Consider the following 26,724-nt stretch of genomic DNA (forward strand, 5'->3'; position numbering starts at 1 on the left):
CGCTTGGGCGGTCTTGAACAGGAGAACGAACGTGACGAACGATGCCAATACAATTCTTCATATCGACGCTTCCGCCCGCAAAACCAACTCGGTGACCCGGGAACTGACCAGCGCGCTGGTCGACCGCCTGACGCACAAGGATCCGAACGCCAGAGTCCTGATCCGTGACGTTTCGACGGGCCTGCCATTCCTGGATGAAGAATGGGTCGGAGCCAACTTCACCGATCCGTCCGAGCGGAATGAAGAGCAACAAGCGAAGTTGTCTCTTTCCGACGAACTGGTTGATGAACTGAAATCTGCCGACACGATCGTGATCGGAACGCCGATCTACAATTTTTCGGTTCCAGCCGCGCTGAAAGCCTGGATCGATCAAATCGCGCGTGCGCGCGAAACATTCAAGTACACTGAAAACGGCCCGGTCGGTCTGCTTGAGGGCAAGAAAGCCTACGTCCTTGTTGCGTCCGGTGGAACGAAAGTGGGGTCCGAGATCGATTTTGCAGTAACGTATCTGAAACACGTGCTTGGCTTTGTCGGGATCAAGGATGTCACGATCATTGCGGCAGACCAGCTCATGGCTGATCCGTCCAAAAAAGAGGACGCACTTGCACAAACGTTGGCGCTTGCCGCGTAAGCCGGCGACTGATTTGGCCGCTCATGTGGATAAAACGCGCACACTCGGTCTCACTGAGTGAGATTTTTGCACTCATTAATTGCAGCGTTCTGCTGATCCGGAGAGAATTCTTCGCAAACCTAGGAGCACGTCGCGTCGGGCATGGTGTCCGACGCGATCGTCACAAAAGAAAACAACGTGCCGACAATCGGTGCCGGCCGACACCTTCTGGTGCGGCGGGCTCGACTGTCCGGTACTGTCAAAATTGTCTATCAACACAATTCCGAGTTTCGCTCTAAGGCGTTGTTTTTATACTCGTTCCTGTTGCTGGATCAGATAATCCCAACAACAATTGCAGCTAGAAAAACAAATGCTGCGACAAAGGCAATCCTGTTCAGGTTCCGCGCTAGAGTCATCTGTCCGCTCCCGATTACCTCACGTTGACCAAGTGATACTAGGACAGTGAATCGACGAAGCGAAGCAAAAAAGTTGCTGCATTGCGGCGAGAAAAGAACACCAATAGATTGCATTTTCAGCTAACCCTCTCCTTAACGCGTTGATAACGAACGACTAGATGTCAAAAAAATGAGACAATGTTTGTGTGGGAGCGCCAGAACTTTTTTGATTTCGCCACTCGCCTTGACAGCCTGTTATCGATATCAAGCCGCGTTGCATGCTTCGCCGGGTCCGCTTTGGAGTACGGAAAAACCAGTAGCGTCCTGTTAAGAAGCTTCTGCTAGCCTCCGAGAAGGCGTGTCGTGCGCTTCGGAGAAGCAATGATCAATCTGTCGAAACTTGCGGAACTGGCAAAGGATTCCAGTGCTACCGGGCGCAAAGGCCTCATCGGTGCGCTGACGGACATGTTCGTCGGTGCCGGCAAGGAACGCGATGAGCAGATCAGCCTTCTCTTCGGCGATATCGTCCTGAAGGTTCTCGGGCAGCTTGAAGAAGAGACCCGCATGATCCTTGCCAAGCGAGTTTGCCATGAAGAAGACGCACCTCATGAACTGATGGTCAAATTGGGCAACGACTCCATTTCGGTGGCCGAACCGGTCCTCGAACATAGTCCGGCGCTGACCAGCGACGACCTTGTCGATATCGCGTCCAACGCTTCTATGTCGCATTTGGGTGCAATTGCCGGCAGGAAGACGGTCGACAAGGCTGTCACGACCGTTCTTGTCGATCGCGGTGACAGCAAGGTGCTCAAGAGGGTCGCGGAAAATGAAGGCGCGGAGTTTGCTGACTCATCGTTCCTGAAGCTCGTCGAGAAGGCGCGCTCCGACGAGTCCATTCAGTCAGCACTGGTCAATCGTCCGGATTTGCCTGAGGAAGCGGCGCACGCCTTGCTGCCCTTCCTCACCGACGCACTTAAGGAGCGGATCACCGCGCTAGGTGCCGACAACACGCTTGTGAATCTGCTTGCGCAACGTGCTGCAACAGAAGTGGCCGCTCGCGCGCACAAGCTTGATGATGCGCGCGAGGAATCAAATGCGCTCATCAACGACGTCCTCGGAAACAAGACCAGGATCGACGATGCAGTCACGTCCTTTGCGCGCGCCGACCGGACGGCCGAGTTGGGGATGCTGCTGGCCAAGGTCAGTGATTTGCCGCCGGCGGCGGTCTCGCAATTGCTATTCAGCGCAAGCGACAAACCGCTGATCATTCTATGCAGGGCCAATGGCGTGACGGCAGAGGCCTATAAGGACATTCTGACAATGCGCGCGCGCCGGCTGCGCATCGGCGGTCTGGAGTTGAACGCGGCGATACAGCGTTACGCGGCGCTCAGCGAGGAGGGGGCCAAGCGTTCCCTGGAAACACTGAAGAAGTCCGGTGCCTCTTTCGGCCTGAAGACCGAAGAAGAGACACGAAAACGGCCGAAGCCGAAGGTCAAGCGCGCAACGGCATTCGCGGCGAGCCGGTAGGGTAAGAACCCATAACTGAAGTCAATTTGGTTTGGATCGTTTTGACCAACTGCGAAGGACTGCAAAATGGCTTTACCTCGCAGCGTCACCGCGCTTGACAGGGCTAAAAGCCCGCTCTGCACACGCTTCCTCCCGAGATTTTGCCATTTCTGCCGCCAAATCGGCTTCATCTATGGGGCCGTACCCTAAGGCTGCACAGCACCTCTAACCGGTCGATCTTTGCAGTGTTGCCGTCATGGCAGCCGCTGAAATCAGAAAGCCGCCGCCAACCCTGTTGACCAGTCGAAGCAATGACGGGCTCCTGAGCTTCTGACCGATCGCCGCCGCAGCAAACGCATAGACGGCTGCGTTCAGGATACCCAGCACGACAAATGTGGTTCCGAGCAGGAAAAGCTGAGGCGCAACAGCTGCCTGCGGCGCGATGAAGTGTGGCAGAAACGCCATGAAGAATACGATGCCTTTCGGGTTCAGCGATGTCACGACATAGGCATGCCAGAAAATCTTCCGCGCGGAAATGTGCTCCATCTGCTGCACGTTCTGCACGGCGGGGCGGCTTCGCCACATCTTGATACCAAGCCACACCAGATAGGCAGCTCCGACCCATTTCAGAACCGAAAACGCTGTAGCGGAGGCTGCCAAAATCGCGCCCAGACCCAGCAGGGAGACCGCGGCGGCGGTTGCATCGCCGAGACCGACGCCGAGAACGCTGGCAAATGCCGATCGCCTTCCCTGGGTCAGGGCATAGCTGATCACGAGCATGATCGTGGGTCCGGGTATCGCCAGGACAATGAGGGTTGCCACAACATATGCGGAAAAGAGTTCAAGTGTCATTCGGGTGTCTCGACATTCGAAATGCGCTGGGGGATGCTCATCGGCAGTCAGCCACATATGAAACATGCCTGCAAGTCAAGAGGGGCGAATGAACAGGATGCTGCGCTTCGGGGTTCGGGCAACCGCCAGTGTGATCATGATGTCGGCACATGCATTTGCTGCCGAGCCTGTCCCCGCACCCAAGCCGCTTGCCGGGCAGACGGTTACCGGGAAAGCGACCGCCTCTCCACTTCCTAAGCCGAAGCCCGGCCAAACCCCTGATGCAGACAACTCGCCGGCGAAAAAATCCGCGTCCTGCGACCTTTCCGGCGTGGATTTTGAGAGCATTCCTCCGGTTCGTGGCGAATTCTCCGGAGATGCTGGCTGCGGCATCGAAAGCCCCGTCAGGCTGACAGGCATCCGGAGGGAAAGTTCTACGGTGGTCCTGAAAGGATCCGTCACAGTTTCCTGTCAGTTTGCAAAAACACTCTCGCAGTGGCTTCAGGACGATGTGCTGCCGGTTGCCGAAAAGCATTTCGATGGCGGCATCAAGTCGATTGCCACGGGTCCTGGCTACCAGTGCCGCCGGCGCAACAACCAGCCGGACGGCAAACTGTCTGAGCATGCGCTAGGCAAAGCGGTGGATATCTCGGGCTTTTCCATGCACGAGGGAGCATCTGTTTCAGTGGAGACTGACTGGGGAAAAGACACGCCGCAAGGCCGCTTTCTGAAGGACATTCACGAAAGCGCATGCGCGCGGTTCACGACCGTTCTCAGTCCGGAAGGCGATGAATTTCACAAATCGCACCTGCATGTCGACATCGGCTGCCACGGAAAGAGCTGCACTTATCTGATCTGTCAGTGAGTGGGATTGTGAACGGGGCGGTCACAGTGCCCGACTCGGGCCCATGCGGACTACTCATCCAAACGAACCCTGTGTGGTATCAGAGGCTTGGGCACCGTGACCAAAGGCGTGGCCTGATTTTCTGCCTTGCGGAAATTCAGGCGACGTTCCGGTTGACTGAAATCTTCAAAGAAGCGGCAGCAGGCGGAAGTCAGTTCGGCTGACGGGCTGCCTGCTGCCGGAAGGTGCGGGGCGAACTCGGAAAGTTACTGGCAGAAACGCTGCTCGCCCCGATAGGTGGTGTAGGTGCCGGTCGAGGGATTGAACGACCGGAATTTGGAAGAGCAGTATTGGTACCAAGCCGGGCTCCAGGGTTGATATCCAGCCGCACCGTGAACCTGTCCCGGGTAGGGCGCGGGCGGGTAGTAGGTCGCCGGAGGCGGCGGCGGACCGGCATATGCCGGGCGGTTGGCTGCGCCGAGCAGGATGGCGCCCGCAGCAAGACCGATGACACCAGCCGCGACTGCTGCGCCGACATTGTTGTTGTTTCTGTGGCGCTTGTGATTGTAGTGATAGCCACCGTGATGATGGCCCTTCCATCCCCGTTTCGGGCCGGCCTCGGCTGTTGCAATTGCCGGAACGAGAAGGGCGCCGGACAGGGCGACAGCAATCAGGCGTTTGCTCAAGGTTTTCATCGTTTTCTTCTCCAGATGCCTGCGCCTCTTTTGTCCGGCGCCGTGACTGATGAGGGGACATTCGCATACCGGCCCTGAACGGGTTCTGAGATGCCCGTTCATCTTGCGTTCAGGTTCGCGCTGTGGTGTTTCTTGCCTTGCGAAGGAACAGTTGGCCATCAGGAAACCCTCAGGAGACAGGTGTGAGCGCGGGCAACGAGAATACAAAGGAACCGATGTCGCCTATCCGCGAAACCAACGATCAGTCACGCCGCACGGCGAAGGACCTGATCCGGAAGGCGCGCTTCGGGGCTTTGGCAGCAATTGAAGCGGGCACCGGTCATCCGCTTGCCAGCCGCGTCGCCCTCGCCACAGATATCGACGGCACGCCCATCATCCTGACCAGCACCTTGTCCGGACATACGTCGGCAATTCTCGAGACGCCGAACTGCTCGCTGCTGGTCGGGGAGCCCGGGAAGGGCGATCCGCTGGCCCATGCCAGAATTTCCCTGTTCTGCTCGGCAGTACGCATCGAGCGGAAAAGCGAAACACACAAACGCCTGAGGCGGCGCTACTTGGCGCGTCATCCGAAAGCGGAGCTCTATGTTGATTTCGGTGATTTCGCTTTTTTCAGGCTGGAACTCAAGCGGGCGAGCCTGAACGGCGGCTTCGGCAAGGCGTTTGAACTGCAGCAGTCAGATCTCCTGACCACACTCGGCGATGCACAAGGCTGGCAGGTGATGGAAAAGGGCGCGGTGGAACACATGAACGACGACCACGCCGATGCGATTAAGCTCTACGCAGAAGTCCTGTGCAAGGGCGCGGCGGCCAACTGGCGTTTGTCCGGTCTTGACCCGGAAGGGCTGGATCTGGTCGCTGGAGACAGGATCGAGCGCTTGTGGTTCGAGAATGCACTGGAAAAACCCGCAGCCTTGCGGCCGGTCCTTGTCGAACTCGCCAAGAAGGCGCGTGGGAACTGATCTCCGGCCGCAGCGCGCCTTGTTCAGGCCGGCAGCTTCGGCTAGAACAAGACACCTTTTCAATCAGGACGATTATCTTGCCTACGCTCTGACCGGTCTTCGTATCCGCTTGTCGCTCTATCGAGCGACGTTCTGACGTGTTCGTCATGCGGCGGATCGGGACCGGTGTGGCTTGGCCCTGCCGTATTGCTTTTCCGATACGCCCAATCAACCTGATTCCCCCTGCGAGCCAGACCGATGTCTGCCGGTGTTCACGCCTGCGGATACCCGACTGACCGGTGACGGACTTCCTTCAAAGGGAAGACCGACGGAATGTCATTTCCTCTTTACGTTCAATGGAAGATCCTGGGCGCAAATACCCTTCAGATTGAACGCCGCTGTGCCCGTTGCGACAGCGTCACCTCTTTCGTGTCGACAGAAAAGTTCCGGCTGAATGCCAACGGAAACCGTCTCGATGCCTGGCTGATCTATGCCTGTCTTGCGTGCGGCAATCGCTGGAACCGCACACTGTTCGAACGCCGTCCGGTTCGCTCACTCCCGTCAGCCACGATCGACGCGCTTCAGGAAAACAATGCCAGACTTGCACGCGCCTTTGCGGCGCAACCGCCCACCCGAAGCGACGGTTTCAGGCCCGGCAGCGCAGATGCCTACAAGATCGAGAAGAAAATCCTGTCCAAGACAAAATCGGTCGAGAGCACCCTGGAGCTGGTTCTCGTGAACCCGGCAAACCTTCAAATTCGGCTCGATCGCGTCCTTGCCGAGGGATTGTCGGTCTCACGGGCGATGGTGCACAATTTGTTGGAAGCCGGTGCCATTCATGTGCGATCCGCGTCAAAAAGGGCATTCAGGCAGCCGATCCGGGAGAAAACCGTCATTGAAGTGAGCGACGCGGGGCAGAAAGTTATTCCCGACCTGCGAGCGCGATTGGTGCAGCAAGGCGATGCCGGGTGCGGCTGATCTTGCAAGGTGCAAATGGCCGGAACTCTGTTCCGGCCATTTGCACGAACAGAGGTCAGGCAGCGCGCAGATGGCCAAGGAAATCGGCAAGCCCGTTTCTGATGGTTGCGATCTGCTCCGAAACGTCATCGACTTTGTGGGATACTTCCTTTGCTCTTTTGCCTGAAAGTTGCGCGGCCTGGTTCACCTCGATGATGTTCCTTGAGATATCAGCACTGCCATGGGCAACCTCTGTGGCGTTTTTCGCGATCTCCGAGGTAACAGCGTTCTGTTCCTCAATCGCTGAGGCGATACCGGAGATCTGTTCCTGGATCGCGCTGACAGATGTGACCACCTTCGAGATGGCTTCCGAACAGGTCGAAGCGCCGGTTTGTACGCCGCTGAGTTGCGATCCGATCTGATCCGTCGCCTGACCCGTCTGGGTGGCCAGCGCCTTGACCTCGGAGGCAACCACCGCGAACCCCTTGCCGGCTTCCCCGGCGCGGGCTGCTTCTATTGTCGCGTTGAGCGCCAGCAGGTTCGTCTGGTCAGCGATGTAGCTGATGAGCTTAAGAACCTCGGTGATTTCCTCCGCGGCGGATGAGAGGTGGCCAACCGTTCCATTGGAGGTCACCGCCCGTTCGGTGGTTTGTGACGTAGAATCATTGGCAAGCGTGACTTGGCGGCTGATTTCCTGGATCGAACTTGCGAGTTCCTCGGAAGCGGAGGCGACGGATTGGACGCAGGCCGTTGATTCTTCGGCAGCCGCGGCCACGGTGTTGGAACGGTCTATGGTTTCGTCGCTGTTCCGCGTGAGTTCGTGTGCCCCTTCGGTCAGGTCATTAAGAACCAGCACCACAGCCTCGCAACTTTCCATCAATTGGCCTTCCAGTTCGTCGGCAAGCCGCAGCCGCGTGTCGCGCCTGTCTGCTTCAGCCTGAATCTCTTCCTCGCGGGCCTGTTCCTGCAGGCGCTTCATCTCGATCATGTTGATCCGGAAGGCCTCGAAAGCTTCTGCAACCTGGCCGATTTCGTCTCTTGAGCGGACGCGCACTTTGATGTCAGTGTTGCCTTTGGCGAGTTCGGAAAGTCCGCCCGACACGTCTTTCAACGGATTGGAAATCACGAGGCGCGCAAAGAGGATCGACCCCACCAGGCAAACAAGGAAAGTGATCGCAGACACGATCATGATCTGCTCAAGGGCCTGTTTTTCATGCGCTTCCGCCGCAAGCGCTGCGGCTTGTGTGAAGCTTTCAATCTCTTCCAGCAGTGCGATGAGTTCGTGGTCAAGACGCTCCTGTTCTGCTTCCAGGGTCGCGAGAAGCGTCTTGGCTGCGTCGTAGTCGTTGATCTCGACAAGGTGCATGATTTCATCGACATGGGACTTGTATTGAGCGTATTCCTTCTCGATCCGTTTCAACTGACGGACGGCCATGGAAAATTCTTTTTGCTCGGCTTCCGAGCTGCTGTTTGCCAACGCGTACTCAGCAAGTCTTTCAACTTTTAGGATTTCGTCTGCAACCTGAAGCTCAAGTTTCTGAAGGCGGGTCTTCATGGACCTGAAGCCGGTTTTTTCTGTCTCCGAACTCACACCGGCGACCCGCATCATGCGTTCAACCAATGCGGCCTGCTCCAGTTGATGATTGGTTACATGGCTGATCGCCTCAGTGAGGGGAATGTCCTTTTCCGCAATGTTGGCAAGTTCCTTGCCGATCAGGTTCATCTGGACAATCGAGACGGAGGAGACCACAACCATGCCGATACACAGAAATGCAACCAAGGAGAGAATTTTGGCTGCAGCCGACGTTTGGATCGGATTTGATAGTCGAACCATTACTGTCTCGCAATTCTTCTGAATTATCTGAAAACGCGACATAATTCATTTATTTTAGGCGATGGTCCGTTGAAGATTCGGTTAAATCTTTTCCCTCAGGACTTAGTTGTAAATTTCACGTACAGCTAGAAATAACGGTGTTTGGGTTGATCAAACAAAGAAAGCCGCTCTCCGGATGAGAGCGGCCTTTTGCATCAGGACAAAAAAGATGGTTGCGATCAGACTTGACCCCAGCCTCCCGCAGTCGGGGTGATCACCGTCACGGCTTCGCCGGGCTCGAGTACGGTCTGGTCACAGCCCTCCAGGACTTCAATCGCGCCATCGAAACGGCGCACTTCCGTACGTCCGAGCTCGCCGTCTTCTCCGCCATTCAGGCCCTTGGGCCTGATGCTTCTGTGCGATGAGAGAATTGCGCAGTCCATTTTTTCCAGGAAGCGCAATGTCCGCCGGGTGCCGTCACCTGCAGACCATGTTCCCTTGCCGCCTGAGCCTTTGCGGATGTGAAAATCCTCAAGCAGGACCGGGAAGCGGAATTCAAGCACTTCAGGGTCGGTCAGCCGCGAATTGGTCATGTGGGTATGGACGCCATCGGTTCCGTTGAAGCCGGGCCCGGCGGGAGAGCCTGAACAGATGGTTTCGTAGTACTGATAGGTGTCGTTGCCGAATGTCAGGTTGTTCATCGTTCCCTGTGCGTTGGACATGGCACCCAGCGCTGCAAAGACCGCGTTGGTAACATGCTGCGAGGTTTCCACGTTGCCTGCAACAACGGCGGCAGGATAGGAGGGTCGTAGCATGCAATCATCAGGGATGACGATATTGATCGGCTTGAGACAGCCCGCGTTCATCGGTATGTCACCGTCCACCATGACGCGGAAGCAATAGAGGATCGCAGCACGCGTCACCGGTTCGGGCGCATTGAAATTGTTCAGCTTCATGCCTGAGGTTCCGGTGAAGTCGACAGTTGCCTCGCGTCTTGCCTTGTCGACGGAGATCCTGACCTTGATCACGGATCCCTGGTCGGTTGGATACTCGTATTCTGAATCCTTCAGGGCCTCGATAACGCGGCGCACGCTTTCTTCTGCATTGTCCTGAACGTGGCCCATATAGGCCTGGACGACGTCCAGCCCGAAATGCGCGACCATCTTGCGCAGCTCCTGGATGCCTTTCTCGTTGGCGGCAATTTGTGCGGAAAGGTCGGCAACATTCTGATGCGGGTTCCGGGCCGGATAGGCGTGATTGGTGAGGAGTTCCACCAGTTCCGCTTCGCAGAAATGGCCCTCGTCGACGATCTTGAAGTTGTCGAACAGAACACCTTCTTCATCGACATTGGTTGCACGCGGGGTCATCGAGCCCGGCGCCGAACCGCCGACATCCGCATGGTGACCGCGCGAGGCGGACCAGAACAGGATCTCGTTGCCGTCGTCATCGAAGACCGGCGACACGACCGTTATGTCGGGCAAGTGCGTGCCGCCGTTGTAAGGAGCGTTCAGCGCAAACACGTCGCCTGGTTTGATTTTGCCCTTGTTCAGCTTGATGATCGTCTCGACCGACCGGTCCATTGAACCGAGGTGAACCGGCATGTGCGGGGCGTTCGCGACAAGGGCGCCGTCCGCATCGAAGACGGCACAGGAGAAATCCAGGCGCTCCTTGATGTTGACGGAATAAGCCGTGTTCTGAAGCGTGACGCCCATCTGTTCGGCAATGGACATGAACAGGTTGTTGAACACTTCCAGCATCACCGGGTCGGCATGGGTGCCGACGGCGCTTGCCCGTTTGAGCGGGACAACGCGTTTCAGGATGACATGATCCTTGGAATTGACTTCCGCCTGCCAGCCGTCCTCGACCGCGATTGTGGCATGCGGTTCTATGATAACGGCCGGCCCCGAGACGCGCGTGCCGGGCCTCAGGGCATCGCGTTTGTAGATGCCCGCGTCGTGCCATGACCCATCAGAGTAAAGACGGGCCGTTTCCGCAGCTGCAGGGCTTTCCGAAGACAGACTGAGATCCGGTTCGACAAGGCCGGCGCCGCCGCCCGCCGTTTCGACTTCTAGCGCTTCGACAACAATCGGCTTGTTGTCGTAGGCAAAACCGAACTGTTTCTTGTGGGCGTCTTCAAACGCCGCTCGCATTTCCGCAACGCCGTCAAGCAGAACAGGTAGTGGCGTGTCCGTGCCGTCGTAGCGCAAATGAGCCGTTGCCGTGGAGCGGCGGGCTGCAGCGGGGACAGCCTGCCGTTCGAGTTCGGCTTCCGTCTGACTTGCCAATTCGTTTCTGAGAGCCGCCAGCTCCGCTAACAGATCTTCCGTCAGCGTCTTGACGACCGCTTTCTGCCGGTCGGCGCGAATGTCAGCGAGACCCATGCCGTAGGCGGAAAGAATTCCGGAGAACGGGTGGAGGATAACCGTGGTCATGCCAAGGCTGTCGGCAACCCGGCACCCTGTTTGTCCGCCGGCTCCGCCGAAACAGGTAAGCGCATATTCGGTAACGTCATAACCGCGCTGGACCGAGATTTTCTTGATCGCATTCGCCATGTTTTCGACCGCGATCTTGAGGAACCCGTCGGCGACTTCTTCCGCCGTACGGCCATCTCCGATTTCAGCAGCCAGCGCTTCGAATTGCTCCCTGACCGTGTCCCCATCCAGCGGTTGATCCTGATTGGGGCCGAAGATCTTCGGGAAGAAGGCAGGTGCGAGTTTTCCCGTCATGAGATTGGCGTCGGTAACCGTCAGCGGTCCACCGCGCCGGTAACAGGCCGGGCCGGGGTTGGCGCCAGCCGAGTCCGGGCCGACCTGAAAGCGGCCGTCGGTGTAGTGGAGGATCGAGCCGCCTCCGGCCGCCACCGTGTGGATCATCATCATCGGTGCGCGCATGCGCACACCGGCGACCTCGGTTTCGAAAGCCCGTTCGTAGTCTCCCTCGAAGTGGCAGACATCCGTGGATGTGCCGCCCATATCGAAGCCGATGATCTTGTCGTACCCGGCCATGCGTGAGGTTTCGACCGCACCGACAACCCCGCCGGCCGGTCCGGACAGGATCGCATCCTTGCCCTGGAACAGGTCCGCAGCGGTCAGTCCGCCGGAAGACTGCATGAACATCAGCCGTGGACCTTCGCCGAGTTCCGCCTGAACCTGTTCGACATAACGGCGCAGGATCGGTGAGAGATACGCGTCCACGATCGTGGTGTCGCCGCGTCCGACAAGTTTCATCAGCGGCGAGACTTCGTGGGAAACAGAAATCTGCGGGAATCCGATCGCTTCCGCGACCTCCCTGAGTGTTTTTTCGTGCTGCGGATAGGCGTAGGCGTGCATCAGGACGATGGCGATTGAGCGTATCCCGGCGTTCCAGGCTGCCTGCATTTCGTTACGGGCCTGTCCTTCGTCAAGCGCCGTCTCGATGGTGCCGTCCGTGCGCACGCGTTCGGTGATTTCATGAACGCGCTCATAAAGCAATTCCGGCTTTATGATTTCCTTGGCGAAGATCTTGGGGCGGGCCTGGTAGCCGATCTCCAGCGCGTCGCGGAACCCGGCAGTGATGAACAGTGCCGTGCGTTCCCCTTTGCGCTCCAGGAGGGCATTGGTTGCCACCGTGGTGCCCATCTTGACTGTTGCGACCTTGTCGGACGGAATGGGCATGCCCTTGTCAACTCCGAGCAGTTCGCGGATGCCCTGGATCGCGGCATCACGATAAGCTTCCGGATTTTCCGACAGTACTTTGTGCGGGTGCAGTGTTCCGTCAGGCGAACGGCCGACGATATCCGTGAAGGTGCCGCCCCTGTCGATCCAAAAGTCCCACTTCGCTGTCATTTTCTTTCCTCTGATGTCTCAAACTGAAATTCTCAATGCGTTTCAGCTTCGGCCTGTTCAGGTTTGAACGTTTGTAGCGTTATGTTGACATTTTATCGATAAATTGTCGATGAGAAAATTCTGAATTCTACGGTAGAAATTTAGAAGCTCATCAAAATCAGTGTTTTAATCGCTTTTCTCAGGGATGGTCTCCACTTTGTTCTGTGCAGGTTTCCTGTAAAGAGACAGGCCGCTGGCACCCCAGCCAAAGGTGCGCGCCAAAGGTTCGGCTTCTACCGTGCCGAAGGCTTCTTTCGCATCCGCCAGTTCTTGCGGATTGGTGTGTACCACAAGCAACCAGTTATTGCCTGCGTCAGAGGCAGACTCAATCTTGGGGATGTCTTCGGGCGTCTCTGCCGTTGCGAAACCGCCTGGTGCCCTCAGGTAGTATGCCAATGCAGGCGCGGCGAACCCCTTGAACAGCATAAGCCGATCGCTCGCCGAGCGCTCCGAAAGATAAGCCTCGGTTATTCCGCGCCAGTCCGGCCGGATCTTCTCCGTCAGGGTGAACTTGAGCTCGGGAAATGTGAGGACGAGGGAGATCGCGACAAGTGCCGCGGGAACGAGTTTCGGGGAGAGGCGATGCGCGCCGGCGGAGGCCAGCAACAACAGACCAGGCCAGGACGCAATGAGGTAGCGATCGAACAGGATCGGTTGCACAAACAAGGAGTAGAGGTAGGCAAGTGCCACGGGGCCGAACGTATAGGCGATGCAAACTGCGAGCGCGTACGGGTTGGTGTGTGAGGGCTTTTCCTGCGACTGGCTCCGCCAATTGGCTGGAACCGTGCTGAGGACGGCAAGGCAGACAAGCAGCCAGAAGAGAACCAGGGAACCTGTTATGCCGAACACCATGGCATTCAGGAAGGGAAGATCCGGAAATGCGATCCAGAAACCGGCCTCGGCGACAGAATTCGCGCGTATCGCCAGAAGGTAGAGCCAGGGCAGAAAAGCGATGGTGCTGATGCCCATCGCCAGGCATGCGTGCAAGGCATGTAACTGGCCAAAAGACTTTCCGAGAGTGAGGTCCCGCAGGGCAAAGCACGCGCAAACGGTTCCGACTGCAGCGAAGGCAAGGAGCGCATAGACGTGGCTGTAGAGAAAGAGAGTTCCTGAGACCGCGAGCAAGGTGAGCCAGAGGGATGATGGGGTTCTCAGAACTTTCAGGGTCGAGAGAAGAAACGCGAGACCGCAGGCTGCCAGCAGCGCATACATGCGGGCCTCGGTCGAATACCAGATGTGGAACGGCGAAAGCGCGAGCAAGGCCGCTGCGGTCAGCCCGGTGATCCGTCCGGTAAGCAATTTGCCGATCAGAAAAGTCAGCAAGACCGCGAATACTCCCAGAACGGCGGAGGGCAGTCGAAGCGCCGTTTCGCTGTCACCGATGACCGGTATCGTCAGCCAGAGAAGAATGTTGTGCAAAGGCGGGTAGTTGTCGGTGGCGACCGAGGCAAGAAGAGCCGTCAAGGACCCGTTCGACTGGCTCCAACTGACCGCCTCATCGTACCAGATGCTTGTTCTGTCCAGGTCATGCAACCGAAGAGCAGCGGCCACGACAAGAACAACGACAAGAAGCAAAGTACTCACGATACTGGTAGAGCGGCCATCACCGGTCGTCTGCAGCACTTTTTTGTTCTCCTCCAATGAATTAGCGACGCTAGACAATTCACATCAAAGAAGAAAGTACGATCTGTTGTTGATTTTTCGATGATAAATTATCGATAAAATGTTGATGTTTTGAGTTTTTGAGTCTAGCTTTGCGGCAGATGCGCTTTTCCGAGCTGTTGAGAACAAGGCGCCGGAAACAGCATCAGGCCGGAATGAATCCGGCTTCCAAGAGGAGAATTTCATGCTGCATTCACGTATTTTGAACAAATCCGCTGTCCGTCTGGCGACCGCTGCCGTTTTCGGTCTTGCCGGTCTGACCGTTGCTTCGGCCGAAACCAAGTGGGACATGCCAACCCCCTATGGCGACAGCAACTTCCACACGCAGAACATTTCGGCGTTTGCCGATGACGTCAAAGCGAAGACCGATGGATCCCTGACCATTACGGTTCACTCCGCGGGCTCCCTGTTCAAGCATCCGGAAATCAAGAATTCGGTCCGAAAGGGTCTGGCGCCCATCGGTGAAGTCCTGGTTTCCCGTCTCGCGAACGAAGATGCCGTTTTTGGCGTGGATTCCGTACCTTTCCTGGCGCCGTCTTACGACGAGGCATGGAAACTCTATCAGGCTTCCAAGGCAGGTCTTGAAGAGAAGCTGAGCGAGCAGGGCCTGCACCTGTTGTTTGCCGTGCCGTGGCCGCCGCAGGGTATTTTTGCCAAGAAAGAAGTTGTTTCGGGAGACGACCTTAAGGGCCTCAAGTTCCGCGCATACAATGCCGCCACAGAGCGTCTCGCGCAGCTTGCCGGCGCCGTCCCGACCCAGGTCGAGGTGCCGGATATCGCGACGGCTTTCTCCACCGGGCGTGTGGAAGCCATGATCACATCGCCGTCCACCGGCGCGAACTCGAAGGCATGGGACTTCCTGACGCACTACCACGACACCCAGGCCTGGCTGCCAAAGAACATGGTGATTGTGAACAAGCGCGCGTTCGATGGTCTGAGTGACGAAGAAAAGACCGCGGTTCTGGAAGCTGCCGAGCTTGCCGAAAAGCGCGGCTGGGAAGCATCGAAGGTTGAAACCAAAACCAAGACCAACGTGCTAATCGAAAACGGCATCAAGGTGGTGCAGCCGAGCAAGCAATTGATCGAGGATCTTGCCACAATCGGTGAAACCATGGCCGCCGAATGGCAGGAAAACGCCGGCGAAGCCGGTGCGGCCGTCATCGAAGCTTACAAGAACTAAACAACAACAAGTACGAACGCCGGGCCCGAAGAGCCCGGCGTTTTCATCTGACAAGCTGCTTATCCGGTAGGGGAAACCGATGCGTAAGGCTTTGAATTCGCTTTATCAGGCGTCAACAGCACTGGCTGCCTGCTGCCTCGTGGTGATCGCCAGCCTCGTGGTCTTTCAGGTCTTGGGACGGCTGTTCGACGGCGCAAGGAAACTCTTCGGCATGGAGCCCCTGGGCATGCAGGTACCGTCACTTGCGGAGATCGCCGGGTTTCTGCTGGTTGGGGCCTCGTTTCTGGCACTGGCAGGAACATTTCGCAACGGCGATCACATCCGTGTCTCGATCCTGCTTCAGGCCGTCCCGTCCGCACTTGCCCGGTTTCTGAACGTCTGGGCCATTGCCGTTGCATCCGCGCTTGCGGGCTACTTCACCTGGCATGCTGGATGGCTGGCGTTTGACAGCTACAGCTACAACGAAACTTCCTACGGCATCATTCCCATTCCACTCGTCTATCCGCAGATCGTCATGACACTCGGGTTGCTCGTTTTCTCGATTTCCCTCTTCGACGATCTCGTGCAGATCCTTGCCGCTGGTCAACCGAGCTTTGAAGTCGTCGTCAAGGGCGACCCGATCGAGGGGAAAGAATAATGGACCTCTCGTTGATCGCACTGTTTCTCGGCCTGGGAATGCTCGCCGCCCTGGCGACAGGTGTCTGGGTTGCTGTTGCTCTTCTCGGTGTGGCGCTGGCTGCCATGATAGCGCTGGTCTCGGTTCCGGCCGGGCCGGTCATGGCAACGACCATCTGGGGAGCGGCGAACTCCTGGGACCTCACGGCGTTGCCGATGTTCATCTGGATGGGTGAGATCCTGTTCCGGTCCCGGCTCTCCGAAGACATGTTCGCCGGTCTTTCCCCCTGGATGCGCAATCTGCCGGGCCGGCTCCTGCACGTAAACATACTTGGCTGCGGTATTTTCGCTGCTGTTTCCGGGTCGTCCGCCGCAACCACGGCCACCATTGGCCGCATGTCTTTGCCCGAGTTGAAGCAGCGCGGCTACGACGAGCGGATCGCCATCGGTACGCTCGCCGGATCCGGAACACTTGGGCTTCTGATCCCGCCGTCGATCATCCTGATCGTCTATGGCGCCGCGACGGAGCAATCGATCGCCCGCCTGTTCATGGCAGGTGTTCTGCCGGGCGCGATGCTCTGCCTGCTCTTCATGGGTTATGTCGCTGTCTGGTCCTTGCTGAACCGGTCCAAAATGCCGTTAAAAGAAGCCGCCGTTCCGTTCTTCGAGCGCCTGAAGGCAACACGGCGCCTGTTCCCGGTGATTGGCCTGATTGCCGGGGTGATCGGTTCCATCTACGCGGGGCTGGCGTCTCCGACGGAGGCGGCCGCGATCGGTGTGACCCTGTCGCTGCTCTTGTCCTGGGGCTCTGGAACGCTTTCGCGCAGGAGCTTCGTGGATGCCCTGATGGGCGCGACGCGCACGTCCTGCATGATCGCCTTCATTCTGGCAGGTGCCGCGTTCCTGACGGTTGCCATGGGATACACCGGAATCCCGCGCGAACTTGCATCATGGATCGGAGCGATGGACTTGTCGCCCTATGCGCTGCTTATTGCACTGACGCTGTTCTTTGTAGTGCTGGGCTGTTTTCTGGATGGGATATCGGTCGTGGTGCTGACTACGTCTGTGATCCTGCCCATGGTGGAGCAGGCAGGGCTGGACCTCATCTGGTTCGGCATCTATCTGGTTCTGGTCGTTGAAATGAGCCAGATTACGCCGCCGGTCGGCTTCAATCTCTTTGTATTGCAGGGCATGACAGGTCGGAACATTTTCTCTGTCGCGCGCATGGCGTTGCCATTCTTCCTGTTGATGATTCTTGCCGTTGTGCTGATTGTTGCGTTCCCGGGCTTGGCTCTTTGGCTTCCGCAGTCGATGCTGAGCAACTGATTATGCCCTAAGGAGAGGTCAAGACAGTGTCGGGAAAGTCCGGAACCAAGAGTGACAGTCCAATCGGACCCGTCGTATCGGCTGCGCATCTTGCATCCGGGGCAATGCCGGCACTCTCGGAAATCGAATTTGCCGTCACCATGATGGTGAACGCCTATCATCGCTGGATGGTGCGTTGCATCGCGGCCAGCGGTTCGGAGGGGCTTGGTCCGCTCGATGTCCTGGTGCTGCATACGATCAATCACCGGGGACGGGCGAAAACGCTCTCTGATATCTGTCTCGTTCTGAATATCGAAGACACGCACACCGTGACTTACGCCATGAAGAAACTCCAAAAGGCAGGGCTGATCTCGTCCGGCCGCCGCGGCAAGGAGAAAACGGCGGAGATTACCACGGCGGGCGAAACCGCCTGTCTTGAATACAGGCGGCTGCGCGAAGCCTTGCTGGTCGAACCGATGAAGGCGCTGGGCCTCGATGAAAACGAATTATCCCGGCTGGCGGCGACGTTGCGGCTCGTGTCCGGAAACTACGACCAGGCCGCGCGTGCGGCGGCAGCCATGTAAATTTGAAACGTCTGCCACGCGTTTTTTGCTGTGGTATACTACAAAATTTCTTGTAGTATCGAAATATGAAACAGACAGCAGCCATATCCGCACTTGGAGCCCTCGCACAGGAAGACCGGCTCGCCGCATTCAGACTGCTGGTGAGCGCGGGACCGCACGGGCTGCCTTCAGGCACGATTGCGGCAAAGCTCGATGTACAGCCGACCCGAATGTCCTTTCACCTGACGACGCTCGAACGCGCAGGGCTGCTGAACGCGCATCGGGAAGGCCGCCTTATCCGCTATGCCGTCGACTATGGTCAGATGAGGGATCTTCTGGCTTTTCTTATGGAAGACTGCTGTGCGAACAACCCCGAGATTTGTGGGCTTGTCGACCTCAAGCCGCCTCATTCCAAATCCCTTTGACAGGACCAAACGATGACGATCACCATCTATCACAACCCGAAATGCGGGACGTCCAGAAACACGCTTGCCATGATCCGCGAGGCCGGTGTCGAGCCCGAGGTCGTAGAATATCTGAAAACGCCGCCAAGCCGTGAGACGCTCGTTGAGCTGATCTCGAAAATGGGCATTTCCGTCCGCGATCTCCTCCGGCAGAAGGGAACACCTTACGATGAACTTGGCCTCGATGAGGACAAATGGTCGGACGATGAACTGATCAATTTCATGATGGAGCACCCGATCCTCATCAACCGGCCCATCGTCGTGACTGAAAAGGGTGTCCGGCTTTGCCGTCCATCCGAAAAGGTGATGGATCTGCTGCCGACCGATATCGGAACATTCACCAAAGAGGACGGTCAGGTAGTCGGGCCCGGAGCGGCAAATGAGTAAGGCTGAGATGAAGCTGGATGACCTCCCTAACCTGAGTGCCGGAGATTTTCACCCGGTCCCGCATGGATTGCTTGAACAAACCGACACGCCGACCCATCCCGTTCGCGTTTTGCTGCTTTACGGCTCTTTGCGGGATCGCTCGTATAGCCGGTTTCTGGCACAGGAAGCAGAGCGGCTCCTGAATGCATTGGGGGCGGAGACGAGGATTTTCGATCCATCCGGGTTGCCTTTGCCGGACGATGCCGATCCCGATCACCCCAAGGTCCGGGAACTCAGGGATCTCAGCGTGTGGTCGGAAGCGCAGGTGTGGTGTTCGCCGGAGCGGCATGGCGCAATGACCGGCATTTTGAAAGCCCAGATCGACTGGATACCGCTCAGCACCGGCGCGGTTCGGCCAACCCAGGGAAAAACCCTTGCCCTGATGCAGGTCTCGGGTGGCTCGCAGTCCTTCAATGCGCTCAACCAGATGCGCGTTCTCGGGCGCTGGATGCGCATGGTGACAATCCCCAACCAGTCATCCGTGCCCAAGGCCTATCTCGAGTTTGACGATGACGGTCGGATGAAGCCATCCCCGCTTTATGACCGGGTGGTTGATGTGGTGGAAGAACTGATGAAGTTCACGCTGCTTGTTCGCGGCCGTTCCGACTATCTCGTCGACCGGTATTCGGAGCGGAAGGCAGAGCGTGCGGCGAATGACATGGTTGCGCGGGCCGCCGAGAGCGTGGTCCGCTGATCTTGAAGACGCTAAGCCGGACCTCTGATGCCGGCCTTAGCCGGTGACGCTCTCCTGTTCTTCGTCGGCGGAAGCGGTGTCAGATATCTTGGCATACTGGGCAAGGGACGGTGAAAGCGTGATTTTCGGCGGTTCAACAACTGCCTTGCGTTTTTGCGGGAACCAGAAGCCGCCCTCTTCGTTGTGCGGGAAAACCGGGTAGTCTGATTCATGACGTTTCACGCTGTCCGGTTTGCCGAACATATAGCCCTGCACAAGATCGCAGCCGGCGGCGCTCAAAAGGACAGCCTGTTCTTCGGTCTCGACCCCTTCAGCCGTGATCGTGACATTCAGCGAGCGGCCAAGTCCCACGATCGAGGTGACGATTGCGTCCGTGCTGGGATCCTTGCCAAGATTCTGGACAAAGGTCTGGTCGATCTTGATCTTGTCGAACGGGAAAAGGCTGAGATAGCTGAGCGAAGAATAGCCGGTGCCGAAGTCATCCATGGCGATGGACACGCCCATGTCGTGGATCTGCCGGAGCGTCTCGATCACGGCTTCCGTATTCGATATCAGTAGGCTTTCGGTGATCTCGATTTCCAGACGGCTCGGATCGAGACCGGAACTGTGGAGCGCCTGGGCGACCCGTTTCTGGGTTTCGCCTGCAACGAACTGGGCCGCCGATACGTTCACCGCAACGCGCCGGTTCAGGTCTTCCCACAGCATTGCTTCTCGGCATGCATTGTTGAGCACCCAAGTGCCTATCTCATCGATCAGACCGCAGTCTTCAGCGATTGGAATGAACAGATCGGGTCTGATTTCGCCCTTGCTCGGATGCTCCCAGCGAACCAGTGCCTCATAACCGCGCAAGGTTCCGTCGCGCAGCGCATACTGCGGCTGGTAGAGGAGCTTGAACTGATCAAGCTTCAGCGCCTTGACCAATCCGTTCTCGACTTCCTTGCGTTTCTGGGCTTCGGCATCGAGCCCGGGCGTATACCAGGAAAAAGTCGACCGGCCGCTGTGCTTGGCGTTGTAAAGCGCAAGGTCCGCGCAGTGCAGCAGACGCGAAACCCGCCAGGATCCGTCGGTCGCACGCGCGATCCCGATGGACAGGGACAGTTTGATTTCGTTTCCGTCAATGATGCAAGGGGCATTCGTTGCCGCGATCATGTCCGCGGCCAGCCGGGTCATGCGGGCCGGATCGGAGACCGAGGTCATCAGGACCGCAAACTCGTCACCGGACAAACGCGCGACAAGATGCTTGTGAAAGACGGTCTGCAGTCTTTCCCCGACAACCTGGAGGAACACATCCCCGATGCCGTGACCGTGGGTGTCGTTGATTTCCTTGAACTTGTCGACGTCGATCAGCATTACACCCACGTTGGATGCCTTAGCCTGGGCCAGGCGCAAGGCCTCTGCCAGCTTGGCATTGAACACGGCCCGGTTCGGTAGTCCCGTCAAGGTGTCATGATGGGCGAGATACTGGAAATTGCTGTTTGTGCGCACCTGGTCATAAAACCGCATCCAAAGGAGGATGGCCGCGAACGCGAAGGAAATCAGGCAAAGAACGCCGATCGCTGCGCTGATCGACCAGATCAGGCCGGACAGGCTCTTCAAGATACCGGACTGCGTCACGAGCAAGACCAGACTGGGGGACACACCGTCGGACTTGTCGGGATTGAAGACAACGATCGCGTTGGATCCGAAGGCCCCGAACCACGTCATGTCGGGCACGATCGTCAGCGGACGGTCAGAATTGAACGCTGCCCACGCGTGGTTCAATGTGCGGACCGACGTCAGCTTGTTTTCTGCCAGCCAGTCAATTTGCGCAAATTTCGGCAGGCCGGCACTGTCTTCAAGCTCCTGAGACGGATAAACCAGACTTGTGTCCAGGATGGTCGAGTCGACGTATTTGTGCTCCAGAACCTTCCGGATTTCCGCGATTGTCCGCGATGACACCGATGGCTTTGCAAGTGTTTCGTTCGACAGCGAAGGACGCAGGCCCTGCAATTCTTCCAGCGGGTGTTTTTGTGTCTCCACGGTATGAGAAGCAAGGATGCTCCGGATGTCCGTTTTTTGATGGATGTAGTCCTGCTCAAGCCCCCCGACGAGCAGCCAATGGGTCAGCAGACGATTGCTCACATAGACGCCAAGCGCCAGCGTCAAGACCAGCGTCATGGAGACGAAAAATATGACAATGTTGCTTCTAACGAGTGGAATTGCCATCCGGCGCAGTACCGTCAAACGAACACGTATAGGCCGAATCTAAGGGGAAATCCTTTAACCATCATGAATCCTTGGAAGAAGTCCTTAGTGTTTTGCAGCAAATTGTTTGACGCGTTGCCTGAGCGTATCTGAGGAATGTTCTTTTTCGCGCGATGTCACTCCTAGTCAAAGACGACGACTGCCGATAAGACTCGTGACCGGCATTGATTCCAAGCGAAGCAGGCATTCTGCCGCTTCGAGCTTTGAGCACATCAGGAGCTTTTGGTGAGCGTCTGGAGCAGCATCGGCACTATTGTGAGCGCTATCGGCACCGGCGGCGCGCAGGTTGTCGATCGGCTTGTTCAGCTTGTGCTGGCACGTCCGGAAGGGACCAGCAGTGTCGGCTTCACTGTTGCGATGATTGCTCTGTCAGCAAAGATGGCAAAGGCTGACGGTGTCGTCACGACCGACGAAATCATAGCTTTTCGCGAGCTCTTCGAGGTTCCTCCGAAAGAGGAACGCAATGTGACCCGCCTTTTCAATCTGGCACAGGAAGATGTCGCGGGATTTGAAGTCTACGCCAAGAAGCTCGCGGATCTGTTCCCGTATGACCGGAAAACCCTTGTCGACATTCTGGATGGGCTCTTTCACATCGCCAAGGCCGATGGTGTCGTTCATGAAAGCGAAGTCGGTTATCTGTCGCGGGTGGCCTCCGTCTTTGGTCTTGATGAACGGGAATTCTCGAAAGTTCTTGCCAGACACGTTCGCAAGGACGGGAATCCGTATGAAATTCTGGGGCTTGGGCCGGAGGCAAGCGATTCGGAACTGAAGGCGCATTACCGCCGCGAGGTGCAGGAAACCCATCCGGACAGGATAATGGCGCGAGGTGTTCCGGAGGAGTTTGTCAGGATCGCAAACGACCGGCTTGCGGCGCTCAACGACGCCTGGGCAAAAATCCGCGCGGAAAGAGGCATATGAGCGTTGCAACCGACACCGGCGTGACTGCACGCGTGCACCCTTCGCCCAATCACGGCGAGCGCGCACCAGGTGCTCCCATCGACATGCTCATTCTGCACTACACGGGGATGCAAAGTGGAGACGAGGCTTTGCAACGGCTGTGTGATCCGCGGGCGGAAGTATCAGCGCATTATCTGGTTCATGAAGACGGTGAAATTCTGCAATGCGTTCCCGAGGCAAGGCGTGCCTGGCATGCGGGCAAGAGCTTCTGGAAAGGGGAGACGGACGTAAACTCCCGCTCTATCGGGATTGAAATCGTCAATCCGGGTCACGAGTTCGGCTACCGCGCGTTTCCCGTGCGGCAGATTGATGCCGTTGCTGCCCTGGCGAAGGACATCTGCCGCAGGCATGACATCCTGCCCTGGATGGTGCTTGCCCATTCGGATATTTCACCCGAACGCAAGGAAGATCCCGGCGAACTTTTTCCCTGGAAGCGCCTGGCGGAAGCCGGGGTTGGTCTTTATGTCGAACCGCACCAGATCGTCGCCGGTCTGCTCATGCAGGAAGGGGATCAAGGCCAACCCGTGGAGGCCTTGCAGTCGATGCTGGGCCTTTACGGATACGATATCGACATAAACGGAACCTTCGATGCGAAGACGCGCCATGCGGTGACGGCATTCCAGCGCCACTTTCGCCCGGACAAGCTCGATGGTGTGGCCGATCATTCGACGATAGAAACGCTTACTTCGCTACTGCGAAAGCTCCCGTCATTTTCTGCCTAGTCTGTGGCGCGGCTGCAAAGCCGAGAGCGAAATCAGACGTTGTATTTGTTTACTTTTCACCCTTTCAGATTCAGATCCGTTTGGTTTGTTTGTGATTTTGCAGCGCAGCAAATCAGACGAAAAATTTTTCAGGTGTCACAGATTTTCTCTTCAGTGCCGGCAAATTGCCGGAAACCGGGCGTGATTTGGTCACAAACAGTGGGAACCGACAAATTCGAGCCAGTTTTCAGGTCAAATTTTGAAATAATTTGACATAAATCGTGATTTTTCTGCGCTCAATTTGGTCCAATCGGTCCGGCAATTCTCCGCCCCGAATTTAACCGCAACAAAAACCAAAAGGGCTGGACGAATGTTACGGTCATTTACGAAACTCACTGGGGCGCTTTGTCTTTTCGCCTTCGCAACGACCACCGCGACGCCGTTCGCGACGGCTGCAAGCTCGGGATCGGATCCCATTCTGCACGTGATCGATCCGGAGAAAATGAAAGAGAACTCGGAGAAGATCGCGGCACGGGAAGAAGTCGGATCGGGTTCCAAGCCCATCCTGCACGTGGTCAAACCGGAGAAGGACACCACGAAGAAGAAGGCCAAGACCTCGGCACCGAAAAAGGCGTCGACGGCAAAGGCAAAGACGGCTTCCAAGACCAACGTCAAGAAGGCCGCGCAGACCAAATCGAAAGCGCGGACCAAAAGCGCTCAAGCGAAAAACACATCTGCGAAGAAGGATGATTTTTCCAGGCTGATCCGCAAGGCCGCTACCAAGCACGGTGTTCCGGTCAAGATCGCGAAAGCCGTTGTGCAAGTTGAAAGCAACTTCAATCCGCGTGCACGCGGTCGGGCGGGCGAAGTCGGTCTCATGCAGATCAAGCCGGCAACGGCGCGGGGGATTGGCTATCGCGGCTCCGCCAAAGCGCTCTACGACCCGGAAACGAACATCGAATGGGGCATGAAGTATCTGGCTGGCGCGCATGAGAGAGCCAATGGCGATCTGTGCGGTACAATCCTGCGCTACAATGCCGGTCACTATGCCAAGCGCATGAACCCGGTCAGCCGCAAATATTGCAGCAAGGTCAAGCGCATCATGTCTTCCAGCTGATTGTGGCAGGGAGGTCACGATCGAAAAAGGGGGAAAGCCAGGCTTTCCCGTGGGCAAGACCAAGCCCCGCTGCATTGGCAGCGGGGTTTTTTCGTTCAGGCGAACTTGCTACGGGCTGCCGGGATCGAGGCCGGCACAGATGTGCCTTCAGGCACGTCATAGGCATCAAAGGGTTGACCCAGCGCTGTCGTCACGGGCACGACGCCCGCCCATAGATCGGTGCCGAGATCTTCCTTGTCGTCGACGGGGCCGCCTGTGCGCACCTTGGTGCTGACCTGTTCGATGTCCAATACCAGCACGCCGGTCGCCTTGTGTTCCTTTGCCGACATTACCCTGCATTCGTCCCAGCGGCCCGGGAGCATGTGATCGGTTATCGCGGCCAGCGCCCGCACCTGCTCTTCCTTGTCTTCCACCAAGCGCGCCGTGCCGTGCACGATCGCGCAGCGGTAGTTCATGGAATGGTGGAAGGCGGAGCGGGCCACGACGAGGCCGTCGAGCAGGGTCACGGTCAAGCTTGCCGGGACACCCTGCGCGTTGTTCTTGACGATGCGGGTCGTGCTTGCGCCGTGTATGTACAGATTGTCGTCGATCCTGGCATAGGCCATCGGGATCACCATCGGTCTGTTTTCGTGAATGAAACCGCAATGGGCGACGAGACCCGCATCGAGAATTTCATAAACGAGTTCCCGATCATAGCTTCCCCGGGTCATTTGCCGGATCTTTGCATAGCGCGGCTTGTCCTCGGCTTGCCGCCTTTCGAGTGTGGACATGGTTTGCTCCAAGTGGGGTGGATCTTGTAATCACCGGTTTCTCCGATAAACTGGATTTTCAAAAGATCCGGTTTTTGGAAAATGACAGAACCAGTTTTTCCCGAAGGCATCCTGTCGCTCGACCGGTCCGGGCCGGTGGCCCTGTCGGAGCAGATCTATCGCGGCTTTCGAGATGCGGTGCGCACCGGCCTGTTGACGAAGGGTGCGAAACTGCCGTCGACCCGGCGGCTGGCGGCATCGCTGGATGTAGCCCGCAACACCGTTAATGCGGCCTACGAGCTGCTGCAGGCCGAAGGTGTCATCACGTTGAGAGCCGGTGCGGCGCCCAGGATAAGCGACGATCTGCCGCTCGAAGGAAATTACGGACCCCGGAGCGACGCCGGCGTCCAGCTTGATCTGTCTGCACGCGGACGGCACATGTCGGCCAATGTGCGCGGCGACGGCTGGGCGACCCGGCATGGAGCGCTTCAACCTGGAGCCCCGGCGCTGGATTGTTTTCCCTACGAGGAGTGGGCGCGGCATTTGCGCCGCGCTGCGCGCATGGAACGTGGCCCGGATCTGCAATACAGCAACTACTCCGGCGTTCCGGCATTGAAGGAACAGCTGGCGCGGCACCTCGCGTCGGAGCGCGGCGTTCGCGCCAATCCGGACCAGATCCTCGTGACAAGCTCCATGCAGGCAAGCCTGTCGCTGTTGTCGCTCGCGCTTTCCGAGCCTGGTGACAATGCGTGGCTGGAAGAGCCCGGCTATCTGGGTGCCAGGACCGCGTTTCACGTGGCCGGGCTGAACGTGCACCCGCTGCCCGTCGATCATATGGGTGCTGACGTTGATCGCCTCCCGTCCACGGGCGCGCGGCCGAGACTAATCTACGTGACGCCGTCGCATCAGTACCCCCTTGGTACGCGCATGCCCCTCGGGCGGCGCTTGGCCCTGCTGGAGGCGACGCGATCCGCCGGTGCAGTTATTCTGGAAGATGACTATGACAGCGAGTTCCTGTTCGAGGGCAGACCCGTCGCGGCGCTCTATGGGCTCGCGGAAGAAGGTCAGGTCATTTATCTCGGAACGTTCTCCAAGAGTCTTCTGCCGGGCCTGCGGCTGGCCTATTGCGTCGTGCCTTCCAGTCTTGCGCAGCCGTTGCAGCAATTGATGCGCAACATGGGCTGTGCGGCAAGCGTTCAGGTCCAGGTCGCGCTGGCGCAGTTCATCGACAGCGGAGGCTTTCAGAAACACTTGAAGCTCATCCGCAAGGTCTACGAGGAACGCGGAACGCTGCTGGTCAAAACACTGCAGGAACGTCTCGGCAACCGGGTAGACGTTGGCGTTCCGAACGGCAACGTCCAGGTTGCGATGCTGTTCCGGGAACCGGTCGACGATGTCGCCTTTGCCCAGGCAATGCAGGAACGTGGATTTTCGGTCTCTCCCTTGAGCAATTGCTATCAGGGCGAAACCCGCAAGCCGGGCCTCATCATCGGTTTTGCCGACGCAACGCCGCGCCAGATAGCTGATGGCGTGAACACCATCGGCGATCTATTGGACGTGCTTCCTGTTTGACTGCGGCCGGGGTCATTCCTACG

Annotated in this window: 23 protein-coding genes; 16 read left to right on the forward strand and 7 right to left on the reverse strand. The window is 57.6% G+C overall.

Annotated elements, in window-relative coordinates; all coding sequences use genetic code 11:
• The first annotated feature begins 31 nt into the window (after positions 1-31).
• Both RDA78_RS16160 and RDA78_RS16165 read left to right on the forward strand, forming a co-directional pair.
• The gene (locus RDA78_RS16160; protein WP_434050849.1) at positions 32-631 is read left to right on the forward strand and encodes an FMN-dependent NADH-azoreductase; all 600 of its coding nucleotides are present in this window, start codon (positions 32-34) and stop codon (positions 629-631) included.
• Positions 632-1,386: 755 nt separating this feature from the next.
• The gene (locus RDA78_RS16165) at positions 1,387-2,532 is read left to right on the forward strand and encodes a DUF2336 domain-containing protein (RefSeq protein WP_434050850.1); all 1,146 of its coding nucleotides are present in this window, start codon (positions 1,387-1,389) and stop codon (positions 2,530-2,532) included.
• 204 nt (positions 2,533-2,736) lie between these two features.
• On the opposite strand, the gene RDA78_RS16170 is transcribed toward RDA78_RS16165, so the two are convergent.
• Complete coding sequence (locus RDA78_RS16170; protein WP_434050851.1) at positions 2,737-3,363, reverse strand: LysE family translocator; 627 nt, start codon at positions 3,361-3,363, stop codon at positions 2,737-2,739.
• Between the two features lie 88 nt (positions 3,364-3,451).
• On the opposite strand from RDA78_RS16170, the gene RDA78_RS16175 reads away from it, so the two are divergent.
• Positions 3,452-4,207, forward strand: coding sequence for an extensin-like domain-containing protein (locus tag RDA78_RS16175; protein ID WP_434050852.1), 756 nt, complete (start codon positions 3,452-3,454; stop codon positions 4,205-4,207).
• 245 nt (positions 4,208-4,452) lie between these two features.
• Here RDA78_RS16175 and RDA78_RS16180 read toward each other — a convergent pair whose 3' ends face one another.
• Entirely contained in the window at positions 4,453-4,881 is a 429-nt protein-coding gene (locus RDA78_RS16180; protein WP_434050853.1) for a BA14K family protein, read from the reverse strand.
• A 182-nt stretch (positions 4,882-5,063) separates the two neighbouring features.
• On the opposite strand from RDA78_RS16180, the gene RDA78_RS16185 reads away from it, so the two are divergent.
• Positions 5,064-5,840 (forward strand): HugZ family protein, encoded by a 777-nt coding sequence (locus tag RDA78_RS16185; RefSeq protein WP_434050854.1) that lies wholly within the window; start codon positions 5,064-5,066, stop codon positions 5,838-5,840.
• 312 nt (positions 5,841-6,152) lie between these two features.
• Positions 6,153-6,797 carry a DUF1062 domain-containing protein gene (locus RDA78_RS16190; protein WP_434050855.1) on the forward strand — a complete coding sequence of 215 codons (645 nt, stop codon included), beginning with the start codon at positions 6,153-6,155 and terminating at the stop codon, positions 6,795-6,797.
• Between the two features lie 55 nt (positions 6,798-6,852).
• Here RDA78_RS16190 and RDA78_RS16195 read toward each other — a convergent pair whose 3' ends face one another.
• The 3 genes from RDA78_RS16195 to RDA78_RS16205 all read right to left on the reverse strand — a co-directional run bounded on the left by RDA78_RS16195 (position 6,853) and on the right by RDA78_RS16205 (position 14,075).
• Positions 6,853-8,610: a methyl-accepting chemotaxis protein gene (locus RDA78_RS16195; RefSeq protein ID WP_434050856.1), complete on the reverse strand. Its 1,758-nt coding sequence runs from the start codon at positions 8,608-8,610 to the stop codon at positions 6,853-6,855.
• 218 nt (positions 8,611-8,828) lie between these two features.
• The gene (locus RDA78_RS16200; protein ID WP_434050857.1) at positions 8,829-12,413 is read right to left on the reverse strand and encodes a hydantoinase B/oxoprolinase family protein; all 3,585 of its coding nucleotides are present in this window, start codon (positions 12,411-12,413) and stop codon (positions 8,829-8,831) included.
• A gap of 165 nt (positions 12,414-12,578) precedes the next feature.
• On the reverse strand, positions 12,579-14,075 hold the full coding sequence (locus tag RDA78_RS16205; protein WP_434050858.1) for a glycosyltransferase family 39 protein: 1,497 nt from the start codon (positions 14,073-14,075) through the stop codon (positions 12,579-12,581).
• Positions 14,076-14,298: 223 nt separating this feature from the next.
• Here RDA78_RS16205 and RDA78_RS16210 point away from each other — a divergent pair, with 223 nt between their 5' ends.
• From RDA78_RS16210 to arsH, 7 genes are all read left to right on the forward strand, one after another.
• Positions 14,299-15,294 (forward strand): TRAP transporter substrate-binding protein, encoded by a 996-nt coding sequence (locus RDA78_RS16210; protein ID WP_434050859.1) that lies wholly within the window; start codon positions 14,299-14,301, stop codon positions 15,292-15,294.
• A gap of 79 nt (positions 15,295-15,373) precedes the next feature.
• On the forward strand, positions 15,374-15,931 hold the full coding sequence (locus RDA78_RS16215) for a TRAP transporter small permease (RefSeq protein ID WP_434050860.1): 558 nt from the start codon (positions 15,374-15,376) through the stop codon (positions 15,929-15,931).
• Positions 15,931-17,235, forward strand: coding sequence for a TRAP transporter large permease (locus RDA78_RS16220; RefSeq protein ID WP_434050861.1), 1,305 nt, complete (start codon positions 15,931-15,933; stop codon positions 17,233-17,235). The genes RDA78_RS16215 and RDA78_RS16220 overlap by 1 nt, the downstream gene beginning before the upstream one ends.
• Positions 17,236-17,339: 104 nt before the next feature.
• On the forward strand, positions 17,340-17,798 hold the full coding sequence (locus RDA78_RS16225) for a winged helix DNA-binding protein (protein WP_434056159.1): 459 nt from the start codon (positions 17,340-17,342) through the stop codon (positions 17,796-17,798).
• Between the two features lie 65 nt (positions 17,799-17,863).
• Positions 17,864-18,202, forward strand: coding sequence for an ArsR/SmtB family transcription factor (locus RDA78_RS16230; protein ID WP_434050862.1), 339 nt, complete (start codon positions 17,864-17,866; stop codon positions 18,200-18,202).
• Between the two features lie 12 nt (positions 18,203-18,214).
• Complete coding sequence (arsC, locus tag RDA78_RS16235; protein ID WP_434050863.1) at positions 18,215-18,628, forward strand: arsenate reductase (glutaredoxin); 414 nt, start codon at positions 18,215-18,217, stop codon at positions 18,626-18,628.
• Positions 18,621-19,361 carry an arsenical resistance protein ArsH gene (gene arsH, locus RDA78_RS16240; protein WP_434050864.1) on the forward strand — a complete coding sequence of 247 codons (741 nt, stop codon included), beginning with the start codon at positions 18,621-18,623 and terminating at the stop codon, positions 19,359-19,361. The genes arsC and arsH overlap by 8 nt, the downstream gene beginning before the upstream one ends.
• A 36-nt stretch (positions 19,362-19,397) precedes the next feature.
• Here the strand turns inward: arsH and RDA78_RS16245 are convergent, their stop codons facing one another.
• Positions 19,398-21,566: a putative bifunctional diguanylate cyclase/phosphodiesterase gene (locus RDA78_RS16245; protein ID WP_434050865.1), complete on the reverse strand. Its 2,169-nt coding sequence runs from the start codon at positions 21,564-21,566 to the stop codon at positions 19,398-19,400.
• A gap of 264 nt (positions 21,567-21,830) precedes the next feature.
• On the opposite strand from RDA78_RS16245, the gene RDA78_RS16250 reads away from it, so the two are divergent.
• From RDA78_RS16250 to RDA78_RS16260, 3 genes are all read left to right on the forward strand, one after another.
• Entirely contained in the window at positions 21,831-22,523 is a 693-nt protein-coding gene (locus RDA78_RS16250; RefSeq protein WP_434050866.1) for a TerB family tellurite resistance protein, read from the forward strand.
• Complete coding sequence (locus RDA78_RS16255; RefSeq protein WP_434050867.1) at positions 22,520-23,284, forward strand: N-acetylmuramoyl-L-alanine amidase; 765 nt, start codon at positions 22,520-22,522, stop codon at positions 23,282-23,284. The genes RDA78_RS16250 and RDA78_RS16255 overlap by 4 nt, the downstream gene beginning before the upstream one ends.
• 481 nt (positions 23,285-23,765) lie before the next feature.
• Positions 23,766-24,380 (forward strand): transglycosylase SLT domain-containing protein, encoded by a 615-nt coding sequence (locus tag RDA78_RS16260; RefSeq protein WP_434056160.1) that lies wholly within the window; start codon positions 23,766-23,768, stop codon positions 24,378-24,380.
• 95 nt (positions 24,381-24,475) lie between these two features.
• Here RDA78_RS16260 and RDA78_RS16265 read toward each other — a convergent pair whose 3' ends face one another.
• Positions 24,476-25,150, reverse strand: a complete 675-nt coding sequence (locus tag RDA78_RS16265) for a pyridoxamine 5'-phosphate oxidase family protein (RefSeq protein WP_434050868.1) — start codon at positions 25,148-25,150, stop codon at positions 24,476-24,478.
• A gap of 81 nt (positions 25,151-25,231) precedes the next feature.
• Here RDA78_RS16265 and RDA78_RS16270 point away from each other — a divergent pair, with 81 nt between their 5' ends.
• On the forward strand, positions 25,232-26,701 hold the full coding sequence (locus RDA78_RS16270; RefSeq protein ID WP_434050869.1) for a PLP-dependent aminotransferase family protein: 1,470 nt from the start codon (positions 25,232-25,234) through the stop codon (positions 26,699-26,701).
• Positions 26,702-26,724: the final 23 nt, after the last annotated feature.

It is taken from the genome of Roseibium sp. (assembly GCF_051016195.1).
Classification (GTDB): Bacteria; Pseudomonadota; Alphaproteobacteria; order Rhizobiales; family Stappiaceae; genus Roseibium.

Coding starts and splice junctions, on each gene's coding strand:
- RDA78_RS16210 (WP_434050859.1), top strand. CDS start 14,299: ATGCTGCATTCACGTATTTTGAACAAATCCGCTGTCCGTCTGGCGACC.
- arsH (WP_434050864.1), top strand. CDS start 18,621: ATGAGTAAGGCTGAGATGAAGCTGGATGACCTCCCTAACCTGAGTGCC.
- RDA78_RS16270 (WP_434050869.1), top strand. CDS start 25,232: ATGACAGAACCAGTTTTTCCCGAAGGCATCCTGTCGCTCGACCGGTCC.
- RDA78_RS16175 (WP_434050852.1), top strand. CDS start 3,452: ATGAACAGGATGCTGCGCTTCGGGGTTCGGGCAACCGCCAGTGTGATC.
- RDA78_RS16220 (WP_434050861.1), top strand. CDS start 15,931: ATGGACCTCTCGTTGATCGCACTGTTTCTCGGCCTGGGAATGCTCGCC.
- arsC (WP_434050863.1), top strand. CDS start 18,215: ATGACGATCACCATCTATCACAACCCGAAATGCGGGACGTCCAGAAAC.
- RDA78_RS16200 (WP_434050857.1), bottom strand. CDS start 12,413: ATGACAGCGAAGTGGGACTTTTGGATCGACAGGGGCGGCACCTTCACG.
- RDA78_RS16165 (WP_434050850.1), top strand. CDS start 1,387: ATGATCAATCTGTCGAAACTTGCGGAACTGGCAAAGGATTCCAGTGCT.
- RDA78_RS16180 (WP_434050853.1), bottom strand. CDS start 4,881: ATGAAAACCTTGAGCAAACGCCTGATTGCTGTCGCCCTGTCCGGCGCC.
- RDA78_RS16260 (WP_434056160.1), top strand. CDS start 23,766: ATGAAAGAGAACTCGGAGAAGATCGCGGCACGGGAAGAAGTCGGATCG.
- RDA78_RS16195 (WP_434050856.1), bottom strand. CDS start 8,610: ATGGTTCGACTATCAAATCCGATCCAAACGTCGGCTGCAGCCAAAATT.
- RDA78_RS16225 (WP_434056159.1), top strand. CDS start 17,340: ATGCCGGCACTCTCGGAAATCGAATTTGCCGTCACCATGATGGTGAAC.
- RDA78_RS16230 (WP_434050862.1), top strand. CDS start 17,864: ATGAAACAGACAGCAGCCATATCCGCACTTGGAGCCCTCGCACAGGAA.
- RDA78_RS16245 (WP_434050865.1), bottom strand. CDS start 21,566: ATGGCAATTCCACTCGTTAGAAGCAACATTGTCATATTTTTCGTCTCC.
- RDA78_RS16255 (WP_434050867.1), top strand. CDS start 22,520: ATGAGCGTTGCAACCGACACCGGCGTGACTGCACGCGTGCACCCTTCG.
- RDA78_RS16215 (WP_434050860.1), top strand. CDS start 15,374: ATGCGTAAGGCTTTGAATTCGCTTTATCAGGCGTCAACAGCACTGGCT.
- RDA78_RS16190 (WP_434050855.1), top strand. CDS start 6,153: ATGTCATTTCCTCTTTACGTTCAATGGAAGATCCTGGGCGCAAATACC.
- RDA78_RS16265 (WP_434050868.1), bottom strand. CDS start 25,150: ATGTCCACACTCGAAAGGCGGCAAGCCGAGGACAAGCCGCGCTATGCA.
- RDA78_RS16170 (WP_434050851.1), bottom strand. CDS start 3,363: ATGACACTTGAACTCTTTTCCGCATATGTTGTGGCAACCCTCATTGTC.